This is a genomic window from Marinomonas balearica (assembly GCF_004362145.1).
Taxonomy (GTDB): Bacteria; Pseudomonadota; Gammaproteobacteria; order Pseudomonadales; family Marinomonadaceae; genus Marinomonas; species Marinomonas balearica.
Genome location: NZ_SNXC01000014.1, coordinates 1 through 14,536, shown reverse-complemented (window position 1 = coordinate 14,536; position 14,536 = coordinate 1). Strand labels below are relative to the sequence as shown.

Genomic DNA, 14,536 nt, shown 5'->3' with positions numbered 1-14,536 from the left:
AAACTGGGTGAATTCGTTAGGAAGCTGCCGTCGTCCGACAGTCAACTAGCGATCGTAAATTTCTAATAGCCCAACAACAGATTCAGAATCGTTCACGACAACAAGTAATGTAATCTTCTCATCGATCATTCGTTCTTCCGCTTCAACGATCATCACATCTTGATGAATCGTTTTCGGAGTTGCTGTCATCAAATCTGACATAGGCTTCGACATAATGTTCTCGCCTTTTTTTAGCAAAGCTCGACGCAGATCTCCGTCAGTAAAAATGCCTTCAATGCGGTCATTATCTTGAATCAATACAACGCCCATTCGCCCTGCTGTCATAACAGATATAGCCTCCGATAACGGCATATCAGCAGGACAAGTTGGCAAATTTTCTTTATGCATTAAATCTTTTACGCGAGTCAGCAGCTTTCGACCTAAGCTCCCACCAGGATGAAAACGTGCAAAATCTTGCGGCTGAAAATCTCGGCATTCCATTAACGCTACAGCAAGCGCATCACCAACTGCAGCCGTAAGTGTAGTGGACGTAGTGGGTGCTAAATTATTTGGGCAAGCTTCTCGATCTACGGCGATGTTTAAAAAACACTGACAATGAGTCGCCAAAGTAGAGGAAGGGTTTCCAGCAATCGCTATAAGAGGATTACCAAAATTACTCAAGGAAGGGAGCAAACGTATAACTTCTTCCGTTTCACCGGAGTAACTGATTAGAAGTACAAGATCTTCTTGCTGAATCATGCCTAGATCGCCATGAAAAGCTTCTCCAGGATGGAGGAAAAACGAAGGCGTTCCAGTAGAGGCTAGGGTGGCCGCAATCTTCTTGCCAATTAGGCCTGATTTCCCCATGCCGCACACAATGACACGCCCTGTCGTGGCTAATATCATTTTGACCGCTTGTGAAAATTCGTTTGAAATTCGTTGAGACAACCCAGTTAGCGCCTTTGCCTGGGTATCCAGAGTAATTCTGGCACTGTCGAGAATTGCATCATCGCTTAAACGCAATGCTTGAGAGCTAGGATTCATAAGCCATCTCATGGTTTTAGAGTTGGCGGTATTATACAGACCAAGACCCAACTCGACTAGGCGAATTGGGTCTTGGCTATTGCGTTTAAAAATAAACTATTTTAGACAGCTTATAAATGCGCTTTCTAACGATTTAAGATATGCAATGTATGCATTCGTGCCCATTTTCACATCTCCGCCAAGTGGGTCTAATACCGCAGTCTTAACGTCTGTGCCGTCAATCAAGGTTTCAACAATGGCAGGGCTAAATTGAGGCTCGCTGAAAATACATTGTATTTGGTGATCTTGAATGCGCTCTCGAATATCCGCGACCGTTTTCGCACCCGGTTTACGTTCAGGGCTCAATGTAATTGCACCCGCGTTGCTAAGACCAAAGTGGGATTCGAAATACCCGTACGCGTCATGGAAAACAACATAAGGCACTTCTTTTACATCCTCAAGCTCGTGCTCAAGATTGTGCTCAGCAGCTTCTACGCTTTCCTCAAATTCATGGAAGTTTTCTTCGTAATAAGAAGCGGAATCTGGATCAATTTTACTTAACTGATCTTTTACTGCCTCGGCAAGCACTATCGCGTTGTGAGGATCCATCCATACATGAGGGTTCACCCCACTGTGATCGTGATGGTGGTCTTCGTGATGTTCATCATGGCCTTCGTGATGTTCATCGTGGTCTTCGTGATGTTCATCATGGTCTTCGTGATGCTCATCATGGTCTTCGTGATGCTCATCGTGGCCTTCGTGATGTTCATCATGGTCTTCGTGATGTTCATCGTGGTCTTCGTGATGTTCATCGTGGTCTTCGTGATGCTCATCGTGGTCTTCGTGATGCTCATCGTGGTCTTCGTGATGCTCATCATGGTCTTCGTGATGTTCATCATGGTCTTCGTCATGATGATGCTCGTGTTTTTCACCAAAATTTTGAAGATGGACACCTTTTAAATCCATCCACTCTATATCCTTAGATTCACCTAAATTCGCAATGGGTTTCGTTAAAAAGTGCTCTAAAGAATGGCCGACCCAAACGATAGAATCAGCATTAGAGAGCTTTCGAAGATCAGAAGGTCGAAGTGCAAAATCATGTGGAGAAGCATTATTCGATACTATTTGCTCAACTTTTGCGTGATCGCCCGCAATTGCTGAAACAATCATGCTCACGGGTTTTACACTCGTAACCACGATAGGATCCGCGATCACCGCGCTAGATAAACCCATTGCAGTTAATGCGGCAAATGCTTTTTTCATGTTAACACTCCAGATATTTTCAAACGTTATAACATAACACTACGTTTTTTATTCTGGCAATTCAAGCCCCAACCCTAGGTTCACAAAAAAGATCCTTATTTTTTACTTCACGAACAACAAGGCCAGCTCTCTGGCCTAACGGTATATTTGTATTCGGAAATACTATGGCATCCCCCGCTTGCTCTATTTGATACATTCCCTTTTCTGATTGGGCCAGCACAGTACCTTTATCGAACAAGGTAAAATTTTCCGCTTCTGCATCAATATTCAACCGATAATTTTCCGAATCTTTTATAAGTGCGTCGATGATTTTGAAGACTTTCATCGGTTTTTCATCACTCTGAACCAAGCATGCCTTTTCAATAAGAGCCCTCAAACCGGCGTCTATGTGCTTAAGCTCCGACAAGTCGTTGCAACCAAACGGTTGCACTTTACCAAGCTCAACAGTGAATGCATGAGCGCCATGCATCGCATAGCTATAATATGAAAAAGTGGTAGTGGGTTGATGTGATAGCAGTAACGCATCGATACCGCACGCCGTTAAGAATGAGAACTGAGAAGGGTCATAATGCCGCTTACTAACAAACGGGTGAACAGCAAACTTCTTGTATTTCGAGCCTCGGATCGCCGTATGCAAATCGTAATGTAGCCTAACGTGCTCTTGAGGCGCTTTTTCAAAAAACTGCGTGACGCACCTCTCAAGCTCAATCGCTCTTGCAACTTCAAGCCCCGAATACTTTTCATAGGCGCCCAAAAAGAGACGATTTAAATTTACATCGCAAAACCTCGTTCCCTTTAGCGCAGCGTAAGGGTTACCCACGATCACCAACAATCGTACCGCTAACCTAAGCTTTGTGTTCAGGATATCCTTAACCACATCATTGACCAGCTCCATTGGCCCTGTTTCGTTACCGTGTATCCCGGTTGATAAAACCAAACTGATTGGCTTAGCATCCTCAACAGGTTTTGCCGTCAAATTTGGCTCGAAGCGCAACACGCCCGGCGCATCCTTAATGACATCAAAATGATTAAATACACCAACGTTATGGTCACAATTTTCAGGGTTTTCGAGCGTATACTTTAGAAAATCATTATTGGGATACAACATTAAAAACGCTCCAAGTAATCAGAGATATAAATCCTACAAAATTCCAACTCTGCAACATACACTCTGGTAGATTTGACATAAATCTTTGTCGCAATTAGGAAAGCAGACAAAATCAGCGCTATAGAAAGTAAATTCTCAACACTCCGTAAGCCCGTTTCCTTTCAATATTTGCCAAATATATATACTCTTTAGAAAGACGTGCTGAAAAAGTGAATCATGATCACTCCGACAAGCCTAAACAACAAATACAACCTGAGACCATTGCACGAAGTCACGAGTAAAGCCAAGACAAGTCTATTTTGAACAATGTATTGGAGAGCGTAATCGTCGTGCAAAGATCTCAACCTACATTAATAGTGACTTAACATTGACATCAGCTAAAGAAGAAATCATTGCACTGGTTGATAAAGAAAATAACGTGATAGGCGAAGTATCTCGTCAGAAAATGAGATTTGGCGTCGATATTCACAGAGTAACTTACGTTTTAGTTTTTACACCTCAAAACACACTAATTGTTCAAAAAAGAACCGACGATAAAGCATTTTGTCCCGGTTATTTTGGCATCACGACAGGCGGCGTCGTTGAGAGTGGTGAAACCTATGAATCGTGCGCAACAAGAGAACTAGAAGAAGAGTTAGGCATATCCATCCCATTAACTTCGCAAGGTGTATTTTTTACCGAAGGTGAAGGCTATCGAATATGGGGAAAGCTTTACACTGCCTGCTATGACAAAAGAAAACACGGGGAACTGACACTTCAACCCAAAGAAGTCGCTGCGGTTGAAGAGATGTCGGTTGATTTTATTCTCAGCAACCCTGAAGGGTTGTCGTTCACACCGGACTCTCTCGATGCTTTTAAACAATACGCAGAAAAACACACTCAAGCCCATCCTTCTGACCCTTTGTAGTTTATGGGCGTGCTTACTTTCAAATAACGCAGCCTCTATCGAACGATGGCAGCACGATTCATACATCGAAAGTAGCTTTATAAAAATTGCTCTGGAGCGAGAATACAAGGAAACAGCGAACCCCAAACTGGTTCGCTGGGAGCAACCCATCAAGATATTTTTCGACAGTAATGCAGGCGACTCTGCCTTTCAAAAAGAGCTCCTAAGTGTCCATGCACAACATCTGTCTCATATTACCGGTGTTCCCATTGACTTCACTCTAAACCGTAATGAGGCCAATCTATTTGCCGTTTTCACCTATTACAAGCAAATGGAAGACAAAGTAAGGCAATATATTGGTGACCCTAACAGAATTAGAAAAGCGCTAAATGAAGCCGTCTGTCTCGGTAATTTCTCGCTGAATAAAAGCAGAGAAATTGTCAAAGGAGTCATCATCATACCCGTCGATTATGCACGACAAAAAGCACGATTTCTTGATTGTATTGTTGAAGAGATCACTCAACTTCTTGGTTTACCCAACGACTCCAATGAGGTGTACCCTTCCATATTTAATGACGTAAGTACGGATCAATATCTCAGCCCACTTGATTATCTATTACTGCGTACATTGTACTCACCAAGGCTCACAACCGGGCTTAATGTCAACCAAACCAAAGCCGTTCTCCCTCTCATAATGCGAGATCTGCACCAAACTAGAGACATTGAAGAAGCCACTAGTAAGGTTCAAGAGTACAGCCTAAAACGCTACCTTGGAGAATAAAACCGCATACTTTTTGAAAAATAATGGGGATACTCTTAATTTGTGTCATAAATTATTATTATTTTTCTGCTTTTTTATGTCGTTACGGTAAAATGCCGACATATTTTTCTGGCGACTCTTAAAACAACCACTTAAGAGTACGCAATAGTCGGAGTGATTGAATGTTTCCTGAGCTTAAAAATGACCGTTTTCTACGCGCACTCTTAAAAGAGCCAGTAGATACAACCCCAGTATGGATGATGCGCCAAGCCGGACGCTATCTCCCTGAATACAGAGCCTCGCGCGCCACTGCAGGAGACTTTTTAAGTTTATGCAAAAATCAGGACTTTGCGTGTGAAGTCACACTTCAACCATTAGAAAGATACGAACTGGATGCAGCAATCTTATTTTCAGACATCCTCACCATCCCAGACGCTATGGGTCTGGGTTTGTACTTCGAAACGGGCGAAGGTCCAAAGTTCAAACACACAGTTCGCACAAAAGCAGACGTTGATGCTTTGCCTATCGCCACCGTGTCTGATTTAGACTATGTAATGCGAGCGGTCACCACAATTCGTAATGCTCTAGATGGTCGAGTTCCATTGATTGGCTTCTCCGGCAGCCCATGGACACTTGCTACCTACATGGTTGAAGGCGGATCCAGCAAAGATTTCCGTCATATTAAAGCCATGATGTATCAGACTCCCGACGTATTACATGCTTTATTGCACAAGCTAGCGGTATCCGTAACCGATTATCTAAATGGGCAAATTAAGGCAGGCGCACAAGCGGTTCAAATATTTGATACTTGGGGAGGCGTACTAAGCGGCCCGATGTATCAGCGATTCTCGTTAATGTACATGAAACAAATCATGGATGGATTGATTCGTGAACATGAAGGTCGCAAAATCCCTGTTATTATGTTCACAAAAAACGGAGGTCAATGGCTTGAAAATATGGCAGCGACAGGCCCAGACGCAATAGGGTTGGATTGGACGACTGACATAGCAGAAGCTCGTGCCAGAGTAGGAGACAAAGTCGCACTTCAAGGAAACATTGATCCTTGCGTACTGTATGCCGACAAAGATGTCATCGAAAAAGAAGTCGGTCTAGTCCTCGAAGGATTTGGTCAAGGCACAGGCCATGTCTTTAACCTTGGCCATGGTATTCACCAGTTTGTTAATCCAGACCACCCGAAATACCTCATTGATGCGGTTCACGAACTTGGTCGCCAATACCACGAAACAAAATACGACGACCTAGACTCGCTTAACGATCTTTAGCATTCAAAGTTCATATATCGATTCTGAGTACGCTGATATGGCGGTTAATTGAAACCGCCATATCAGACTGACTGCTTTTTTACCGTTGTCTTTCCTCTAAAAGACAGGCCAGCTCTCTCATGCAACTCTCCCTCGGGTTGCGTTTACTTTTTGCCCATCGACCGTTTGCTTTTAACGTGACCGCTTCAAATACATCGTTTACATAACAACACGTCCGTTCTTGTCCTTTAACACCCAGCCATGAGACTCGGGCAATCGCACCTCCCTCGGGATACCCCATTAACACCAATCTAAGATGTGCATCACATTTCGTATTCGCCACCCGATAGCTGGCCAAACATTGAGGAACCGACACTTTGGTCAGTTGTAATGCATTCTGTTTTAGCTCTGACTTAAGATCGCCAACAAAGTCGTCAATCCCTGCTTCAAACTTGATAAATTCGCTGTGATTCATCGCTCTATCTCTATTATTTTTATCCTTCAGGCATTAAATATAGTTCAATGTATTAACTTTGGTGGCGAAGTCCTAAATTGAGTGATATTTTTAACTGCATAATTTTTGGATATCTCGGAGATAGGTAATGAAGTTAGTCACAGCGATTGTGAAGCCGTTCAAATTAGACGAAGTTCGTGAAGCACTGTCAGAAATAGGAATCAGCGGTATCACTGTAACCGAAGTAAAAGGGTTTGGCAGACAACGCGGACATACCGAACTGTATCGTGGCGCCGAATATGTTGTCGACTTCCTTCCTAAGGTGAAATTAGAACTTGCTGTAGACGACAATGAAGTTGATCACGCAATTGAAGTCATTCAAAAAAGCGCGAATACAGGTAAGATTGGCGATGGTAAGATCTTTGTTACTAGCCTAGAACAAATTATACGTATACGTACCGGTGAAACAGGATCTGACGCAGTCTAAGTGCTCTTTACGCTTGCTGCGTTTCTTGTGAATAGGTTCAACTTTTAAATCCAGTGTTTATACGCTTCCTCCCAGCCTCCCTCTTAAGTAAGGGGGAGGTGCTAAACCGACGTATTGAGCATCCCCGTCGGTTATTAACGCAAAGTTATGGGTGGTCTGTTTTACTCATGGCTAACCGCGGCATTTAGCTGCTTGTCTGCTTCAATGCCTTGTTAAGCGATTCTAAGCTTGGCATTTCTGCGTGTTCTTCACCACCACAAATCACATCCCAGTGCGCCTTAGATTCTGAGTATATATGCTGAACGACTTTAAACCCGTCTGTTTCTTCCAGCAACCCCGCTGGAACCCAATACATATCGGTATTCGTGAGCACGTTGGGAACAGGGCTACCACATGAGAGGCAAAAATCTGAGCGAAACCCCGTATCTTTAACATATGATCGAATATGTTCTTGGCCGCTCAGCCAATTAAATTCTTCTAGCTCTATAAATGTAGCGGCATTTGCCGAAGTACCCGTTACTTTTCTACACAGAGAGCAGTGGCATTGGTAGAGGTTTGGCATCTCCCTAAGTATCTCAAATTGGACTTTTCCACAAAGACATTTTCCGATCATATTAGTCACTTGTAACCCTTACACTTAACACCGCATTGCACGATTGTGCTTGGCCTTGTTAAGCGTTGTATGTATAAAAAATGTCACGTGCTTTTACCAGTATTTAATGACTCATATAACCTGTGAGCCTGCTAGATAACTGGAGCCGTGATCCACTGCAAACGAGCCGCTCCTTTTTTGATGCAACTTAACCAATAAAGCAAAGTTATGGCCGCCTGTATTACGCAAAAACAGTTTACATATCCCTCATATTTTTAGGCCAACTTCGCCCTTTTGTAAACACTTTAATAATCAGATTAAACCGTGTTAAGAAATCAAAAAACGTTTTAAAACAATAAAGTGCATCTAGATTTTTTGATTTGAATCAGTATGTTTTCAAACAATAAATTGCATCTGGAATTTTTGATTTGAATCAGTATTTTTTCAAAGGCCAAGTGCTAATCTCATTACAAGTATTAATTATAAGGAGGAAAGGATATGTCTAACGTATCAATATTTCAGAGTAGCGAGGAACGTTTGTTTTTGCCTATTATGAGTACTTTATATAATCAGTTTGCCCAACCTTACGGATGGTTAATATTCCGTATTATCTTTGGGGGAATGTTGGTTATTGAAGGCTGGCCAAAAATACTCGACCCTTTCGCTCAAGTCGGTTTTGTCGAACATCTTGGTTTTTATCCAGGTTGGTTGTGGTCACCTTTATTGGCGGTTATGCAGTTTTTTGGAGGGATGTTTATTGTTGCAGGTTTTCTTACTCGACCTGTTGCGATCGCCAATGCCGTGATGTTGGCAATCACTTTGTGGTTTCACTTTTCGCACCCTTATGGTCATGCGTTTTTAACACCAGCAGGCATAGAAGCCCTTCAAGCAGGTAGCGATTTTTTCACTCCAGAAGGCATTTCAAGATTGAGTGATGGTGGCGTTAAATTTCTGCATTTAGTGCAACTAAAAGCCTATTTAGCCTCTCTATTTTGGACGGTAGGAACATTACTGATTGCGGCATTTGGTGGTGGCTATTTCTCTATAGATCGTCTGATGAAGAAGCAATTCTGATTTATTATCTGAATTTAGGTCACGATAATTAGTTAGCCTGTTAACGGCTCTACCTTTTTCATAGAAAGACTCCCTATTGGATTGGATCTTTCTATGAAAAAGGTCAAATATTTTTATTTACCAACAATTAAATACTCTCAGATTAATAACTTTCCTATATTTTCTTTTACTGTAAGCCTGAGCTTTCTACTTTGAGAAAATAACATGTAAAAAACCAAACATTTGGCATTTAAGGTTTTTTGACATCCTTAACCTTATTTAAAGAAATCATGCATACTAACAGACACCCACTGCATAGAATCACGGAACATTTTTCAGCCCTACAATCAAATTCTTAAACGCTTTGTTATGTTATGTGGTTGCCCCACGTAGACCGATTAAGTTTCCAAAGGGATCTTCGAGTTGGCACATAGAGAGCCCAGTTTCGATCTCCATTGGACCACGATATAAAGAGGCTCCAAGCGCTTCGAAACGAGATAATGCAACAGAAAAGTCACTCACAGACCAATAGAGTACAGTTCCCTTTTTACCCTCAGAAACCTTGTTATCAGATTGAACGATTTCAAGAGAAAACCCGTTTACATCGAGTATCGTGAAATCAAAGTCTGGAAGATGAGTTGGAACAGCTTCTGGGAACGCTTGCTGATACCACTGAAGCCCTGCCTCCACATCGGGGACATAAACAAGAACTGCTACTGGGGTCATAGCTCCTCCCTGCCACATAACGCCAAATTAACTTGTATTTCCTAAACTTCTTGCCACTTTTTTCGCAACGTCTCGTTTATTTCGAGCGTATACTCAAACCCACGCTCATTTTCACGTGTAACCAAAAAACCAAGTTTCTTGTGAAAGTTATTAGACAACTCATTATTACGATAAACATTGCTTATCAAGGTAACCACATGATGCTTAGTTATGAATGTCTTCAACTGTGAGAATAGCGACCAAAACACCACTTTGTTTCGATGGTTTGGATGCACAACAAACATTGGAACAAACCACAGGCCCTTGGTTAGCTCTCGGAGTGTAAAGTAACCTCGAAGTTCGCTATTTTTTCGACATTCGAATAGTAGACCAGCGTGTTTTGCCAAAGCCAATGCAGCTCTATATTTACTTACATCTATCGGCCTATCTGCCTCTTCAGAAAGCTTGGATAGAGTAAGCAGATCAAGCGCAATATATTCGTCCACTTTAACCTCCCATGACATATACAGCTAAAGCCCGCCTAACAGGCGTAAAATGCTTGGCTAAAATTAGGAACGAAGTGGCGCAAGCCAAGCTTTTTACGTCCTTTGTTGAGGCGCTTGTTAGGTGTTTTTAGCACCATATTTATCGTAAGCAATATCATTTGCAAAAACATCCATCTGGACGATGAAATCAATTTCGTCGGACCAATCACCATTTTTAAGCTCGTACCACTCATCCGTCGCAGGCTCGAAATGGCTATCAGCATATGGCAAATCGATTTGACCACCACCAACTTTATCAACAACAACAACAGTATTGTCATTAAATATATTAACAACGCCAAAGAATGTGTCATATCTTACATTTTCGTTTTCATCTATGTGCTTAAGAGACACTAGAAGAACTTTGTTGTGCAGATCTATCATAGGCACCTAACGCTTCAATTTGTAGCGAATGTTAGCGAGTCCGACAACATTGACTTGTTAGCCGTGACCAGCCTAAAACTGCTTAATCCATTGTATTCACGACACGTTGAAAACCTGCCGCAGTGACAATGCGTCCTCGTTTATTGCCTTGTTATACCAATTTACCACTACTGTTCCATAAAAAAGTCTGAGTTAAGATGTATCCCGTGAATTAGATAACCTGACTCTGATTCCAATAGCGTAAAAGTAAACAAACCTTGACCATTCTCAAACTCAGCCTCCACCGTATAAATGGCTGTTTTCCCTCCTGTTCCTTCAGAATTTGCGCTTGAGGTGGATTTAACAAAAGTGGGCTTTTTGAAACTTTTCAAGTCTCCGATTCTTGAGAGAGAAGTTATGACTTTTTGGCCTCTTTCAGATCTTAGGTTTTGCAAAGTTTCTGGGGTTAGTAACTCACCAAAGTTATCCATATTCCATGTCGTTACTAACGGCATACTCTCTTCAATAAATGGAATTGCCTTTTCGTTAGTATCTGAGATGCTGTTAAACATCAAAAAAGCCAGAATTGCGAATGTTGTTATAATCACAACAACTACTACTCCAACAATCTTGAGAAACTTCTTCACTTACTCCTCCTTGGTATAGACATAATGACTCCTCACGAGGGCTAGCCTCCGATTCCGTGGGTTAGTGTAAAACCAGAGCCATAATTAGTGTTTATACAACTAAATAATGGAGGCTAGAATGTCTGACCATAGCATATTATTTATCGGTTTGGACACTCACAAAGAGTTTGTCGAAATCGCTTATATTGAAGAACAACGAGGTGCTCAACCCATCCACTTCAGCCGTATCTCTAGTGCCAAAATAACCATTAACAAAACACGCAAGACATCCACTACATAGAATCACGAAACACTTTCCTGCTCCACAATCAAATCTATCGATTTAAAACCTTACGCGAGTAGCCTTGTGCACCTTCGGTTTACTCTGGCTTTAGGATTTGAGTGCGAATATTCCTTTAAGCTCGCTTCCGCTCCTACAATACTGCTTGAGGTTGATTCGAACTGAGTTGCAATCGTTATCCAGTTTTCGTGAGAAATGCCCACTCTTTGTAAAATAGGCGAAAGTGATAGATCGATTGACCCTCTTTTATCCTCCCGAACAACGCGTCCGGTGAGGTCAACAAGATCAAAAAAACTAGGTGGGTGTCCAGTAAGCTACCTGTTCTTAATCTTTCTCGCTTCCAACGGTTCGAGGTGACGTCACCTATGTAGTGAGCGGATGAATCCCCACAAGCTGGGCAATGACATCCCGTTACCGGAGACTCCTGCTGGGTGCTTTTTTCTTCCGGCTCCTTTTTATCTTTTTCAGGACGGGGCGTGTCTTGCTCTCGTACTTTTAATAGGCTCTTTCGTCGGATCGCATTCGACATGTAGCCATAGTGTCTTACTCGCATGAAGCGTTTTGGCAGAACGTGAAGCAAAAACCGCCTTAGCAGCTCTTCGGGAGTAAGTGTCATCTGGCTTTGTGTATTCGTTCGGTAGTCTTTGTACGATAAGCGAACATGCTCGCCATCCCAAGACTGAATACGGTGATTACTCAGGCCAATACGATGCGTATAACGAGCAAGGTAGCGGTTCAGGGTCTCTTGGTATTCCAGTGCGGATTTGCAATACACCACCCAAGGAACAGACATAAGTTCATTTAGTTTAGAAGTAAGCTGTTGCTGTGTAACACCTTCCAATTCGCCTTGCTTGTGTGCTTCACGTAGCTGACTCACCATGAGCCCTCTAAATCGATTCGACATCAGTTTGACGGGTAAAAAATACGACTTGTTGACTCGCTTCCAAGATTGCGTCCCCAGTACACCGGCTGGCACGAGTGCATGCAGATGAACATGTCGTGCCAACGTTTGCCCCCAAGTATGCAACACGGCCGTCATCCCTGCTCTACCATGATATTTTCGAATCGCGAGCACGTTTAAGGTTTGCCAAGCTGAGTGAAACAAGGCGTGGTAAATGACTCTATCATGCTGGCTGATCCATTCATTGAGCTGATGAGGCAGAGTAAACACGATATGGAAGTACGGCGCCGGCACACTTCGCTCTGTTTGTTTTCTTACCCAATCTTCATTCGCTTTGGTCTGACATTGAGGACAATGACGATCTCGACAGCTGTGATGCCAGTACCAGTGATACCCACAATGATGGCATTCGTATTGTCCTGTTCCCATCTTTTCAGTTCGGCAGTCTTCAATGTGATGAAGCACCTGCCATTGCCGTGGGCTTGCACATAGGGTTTGGTTTTGTCGACAATGCTGAACCAGCTGAGCAAGGTTAACCTTTTCCATACCTTTCATTGCGTTGTCTCCAGAGGTCTCAATAAGTCTTCTGACGACTCTTCCTTTAGGTCCATCATGGCAATCCATTGTAAATACCTGAACGTAGTCTGGATGGCCTGATGACCGAGTAATATCTGAAGTCTGGGAAGAGGCATGCCTCTTAATAGTTGATGGCACGCAAACGCATGGCGCAAACTATGAAAACGTACTTCTTTATTTATTTCTGCCTGTTGCGCTGCAAGCTTAAGACCTCGTCTCAGAGTCGAGGTATCGATTTTTCGATCCTTATCCAATCCGTAAACAACATAATCTGTCGGACGAAACACCCTCCAGTATTCTCTAAGGGGAGCTTTGAGCCCTTCTGGAAACAACACGTAGCGATCTCGCTTTCCCTTTCCTTCTCTGATTTTAATGCTGCTGTTTCTACCATCGAGATCAGGCACTTTAAGCCTAACTACCTCTCCCGCTCTCATACCTGTGGCATAAGCCAGCATCATCGCTGCTTTCGCCTTTCCTCGTTCGCAGGCTGAGATCATTCGAAGTACTTCGTTTGGATAAAGAAGATCAGGAATACGCTGTTGTTTATTGGGGTGAGGTAAAGCAACTCTTAAACGGTTTCTAGACAGCACCTTCTGGTACAAGAAGTTCAGAGCATGAACACTCTGTCGGCAACTTGACCAACTCCAGCCCCGATCCCGTATAAGGTGTAGGATATAACGCTGTATATCTGCCCGCCGAATACGGTCGGGCGGTAGGTTAAAATAGCGTGAGGCTTCACCAATCTGATAAAGATAGGCCTTTTGAGTCAGGGGAGATAACCCTTCAAGGGTCATTGTATCGATGATTTTTTGATGTAACGCAGACATATGAACTCTCCTATAATGAATTAACAGGACAGTTAAGTTTGGTCGCTAACGGCTAATTTTGGGTATTCAAAGAACGCTCCGCGAAGCGGCTTAGTTCAACGCCGCCATGTGGGGCGACTTTGAAGTTGGTTTGTTTATGTGCTATTCAAGCACATAAACAAAGCGACGTAAAAGAAGTCCCTACGATGGCTTTGTTATACGCCTACTCGTTTATTTGATTAAGATAGGTTTCTATATCTGACAATATATCCTTATCAGGTTCATCTTGGCCTTTATAAATTAACTTGGCTTTTTCACAATGCTTCTTTGCCTTAGCGAGATTAAATGTAGGCTCTTTTTTATCTGCATATGCGTGGCATAAGTGATATTCCGCCTCGTAATGACCGAGCAAAATAGCTTCTTTCCAATAGTTGATAGCTGTATCTTGATCCTTTGGTGTTCCAAAGCCAAAGAACTTCATATATCCGAGATTGTTAAGGACATCAATCTTCAGCTCCTCATCCTTAGCAGAATTCTCTTTAATAAGGGACAATTTTTCCCAGTTCTTAACAGCTAAACCGTAGTCTTCGTTTCGGTAATGACATGTACCTGTATAGAAATATACTTCTATATCACTAGATTGATAATCGAGTCCGATTGACTCTAGATCGCACTTCTCCTTTCCTATAGCTAATACGGAAAAGGTTAGAAATACTATTCCGAATAAAACTCGCATATTTCTCCTTGCGTATAACGCTTACAGCACGCGCGAGTTTACGAGTCGCTGTGCATGTACTTGTTAATGGCTACCACTCCTCGATTTCAAGGTTAGGCCACCGCTGTTTA

At 42.6% G+C, this 14,536-nt stretch carries 16 protein-coding genes and 2 pseudogenes; 6 read left to right on the top strand and 12 right to left on the bottom strand.

The genetic code is table 11. The features are described from left to right. Window positions 1-45: 45 nt before the first annotated feature. The 3 genes from DFP79_RS13645 to astE all read right to left on the bottom strand — a co-directional run bounded on the left by DFP79_RS13645 (window position 46) and on the right by astE (window position 3,373). A complete protein-coding gene (locus DFP79_RS13645; protein ID WP_133504501.1) occupies window positions 46-1,023 on the bottom strand; it encodes a KpsF/GutQ family sugar-phosphate isomerase in 978 nt (325 codons plus the stop codon). A gap of 96 nt (window positions 1,024-1,119) precedes the next feature. Continuing rightward, the gene (locus DFP79_RS13640; protein ID WP_133504500.1) at window positions 1,120-2,265 is read right to left on the bottom strand and encodes a zinc ABC transporter substrate-binding protein; all 1,146 of its coding nucleotides are present in this window, start codon (window positions 2,263-2,265) and stop codon (window positions 1,120-1,122) included. A 61-nt stretch (window positions 2,266-2,326) separates the two neighbouring features. Then, window positions 2,327-3,373: a succinylglutamate desuccinylase gene (gene astE, locus DFP79_RS13635; protein ID WP_133504499.1), complete on the bottom strand. Its 1,047-nt coding sequence runs from the start codon at window positions 3,371-3,373 to the stop codon at window positions 2,327-2,329. Window positions 3,374-3,740: 367 nt separating this feature from the next. On the opposite strand from astE, the gene DFP79_RS13630 reads away from it, so the two are divergent. The 3 genes from DFP79_RS13630 to hemE all read left to right on the top strand — a co-directional run bounded on the left by DFP79_RS13630 (window position 3,741) and on the right by hemE (window position 6,302). Further along, entirely contained in the window at window positions 3,741-4,280 is a 540-nt protein-coding gene (locus DFP79_RS13630; protein WP_133504498.1) for an NUDIX hydrolase, read from the top strand. Further along, window positions 4,222-5,040 carry a DUF2927 domain-containing protein gene (locus DFP79_RS13625; RefSeq protein WP_133504497.1) on the top strand — a complete coding sequence of 273 codons (819 nt, stop codon included), beginning with the start codon at window positions 4,222-4,224 and terminating at the stop codon, window positions 5,038-5,040. The genes DFP79_RS13630 and DFP79_RS13625 overlap by 59 nt, the downstream gene beginning before the upstream one ends. Before the next feature lie 161 nt (window positions 5,041-5,201). After that, complete coding sequence (gene hemE, locus DFP79_RS13620) at window positions 5,202-6,302, top strand: uroporphyrinogen decarboxylase (protein WP_133504496.1); 1,101 nt, start codon at window positions 5,202-5,204, stop codon at window positions 6,300-6,302. Window positions 6,303-6,381: 79 nt separating this feature from the next. On the opposite strand, the gene DFP79_RS13615 is transcribed toward hemE, so the two are convergent. Beyond that, window positions 6,382-6,756 carry a hypothetical protein gene (locus tag DFP79_RS13615; protein ID WP_133504495.1) on the bottom strand — a complete coding sequence of 125 codons (375 nt, stop codon included), beginning with the start codon at window positions 6,754-6,756 and terminating at the stop codon, window positions 6,382-6,384. 127 nt (window positions 6,757-6,883) lie between these two features. Here DFP79_RS13615 and glnK point away from each other — a divergent pair, with 127 nt between their 5' ends. Further along, entirely contained in the window at window positions 6,884-7,222 is a 339-nt protein-coding gene (gene glnK, locus DFP79_RS13610; protein ID WP_133504494.1) for a P-II family nitrogen regulator, read from the top strand. A 184-nt stretch (window positions 7,223-7,406) separates the two neighbouring features. Here the strand turns inward: glnK and DFP79_RS13605 are convergent, their stop codons facing one another. After that, a complete protein-coding gene (locus DFP79_RS13605; RefSeq protein ID WP_133504493.1) occupies window positions 7,407-7,835 on the bottom strand; it encodes a GFA family protein in 429 nt (142 codons plus the stop codon). Window positions 7,836-8,312: 477 nt separating this feature from the next. Here DFP79_RS13605 and DFP79_RS13600 point away from each other — a divergent pair, with 477 nt between their 5' ends. Next, window positions 8,313-8,888, top strand: a complete 576-nt coding sequence (locus DFP79_RS13600) for a DoxX family protein (RefSeq protein ID WP_133504492.1) — start codon at window positions 8,313-8,315, stop codon at window positions 8,886-8,888. A 351-nt stretch (window positions 8,889-9,239) separates the two neighbouring features. Here DFP79_RS13600 and DFP79_RS13595 read toward each other — a convergent pair whose 3' ends face one another. From DFP79_RS13595 to DFP79_RS13580, 4 genes are all read right to left on the bottom strand, one after another. Continuing rightward, entirely contained in the window at window positions 9,240-9,593 is a 354-nt protein-coding gene (locus DFP79_RS13595; protein WP_133504491.1) for a VOC family protein, read from the bottom strand. Window positions 9,594-9,634: 41 nt separating this feature from the next. Beyond that, window positions 9,635-10,078 (bottom strand): GNAT family N-acetyltransferase, encoded by a 444-nt coding sequence (locus DFP79_RS13590; RefSeq protein ID WP_133504490.1) that lies wholly within the window; start codon window positions 10,076-10,078, stop codon window positions 9,635-9,637. Between the two features lie 117 nt (window positions 10,079-10,195). Then, window positions 10,196-10,501: a hypothetical protein gene (locus DFP79_RS13585; protein ID WP_133504489.1), complete on the bottom strand. Its 306-nt coding sequence runs from the start codon at window positions 10,499-10,501 to the stop codon at window positions 10,196-10,198. A gap of 167 nt (window positions 10,502-10,668) precedes the next feature. Continuing rightward, the gene (locus DFP79_RS13580; RefSeq protein ID WP_133504488.1) at window positions 10,669-11,127 is read right to left on the bottom strand and encodes a hypothetical protein; all 459 of its coding nucleotides are present in this window, start codon (window positions 11,125-11,127) and stop codon (window positions 10,669-10,671) included. Window positions 11,128-11,245: 118 nt separating this feature from the next. Here DFP79_RS13580 and DFP79_RS13575 point away from each other — a divergent pair. After that, window positions 11,246-11,383, top strand: a pseudogene (locus DFP79_RS13575) (IS110 family transposase); the annotation flags it as partial. A gap of 367 nt (window positions 11,384-11,750) precedes the next feature. Here DFP79_RS13575 and DFP79_RS13565 read toward each other — a convergent pair. The 3 genes and pseudogenes from DFP79_RS13565 to DFP79_RS13555 all read right to left on the bottom strand — a co-directional run. Then, window positions 11,751-12,854, bottom strand: a pseudogene (locus DFP79_RS13565) (IS91 family transposase); the annotation flags it as partial. Window positions 12,855-12,859: 5 nt separating this feature from the next. Then, on the bottom strand, window positions 12,860-13,711 hold the full coding sequence (locus DFP79_RS13560) for a tyrosine-type recombinase/integrase (RefSeq protein WP_133504487.1): 852 nt from the start codon (window positions 13,709-13,711) through the stop codon (window positions 12,860-12,862). 202 nt (window positions 13,712-13,913) lie between these two features. Further along, window positions 13,914-14,426 (bottom strand): SEL1-like repeat protein, encoded by a 513-nt coding sequence (locus DFP79_RS13555; protein WP_133504486.1) that lies wholly within the window; start codon window positions 14,424-14,426, stop codon window positions 13,914-13,916. Window positions 14,427-14,536: the final 110 nt, after the last annotated feature.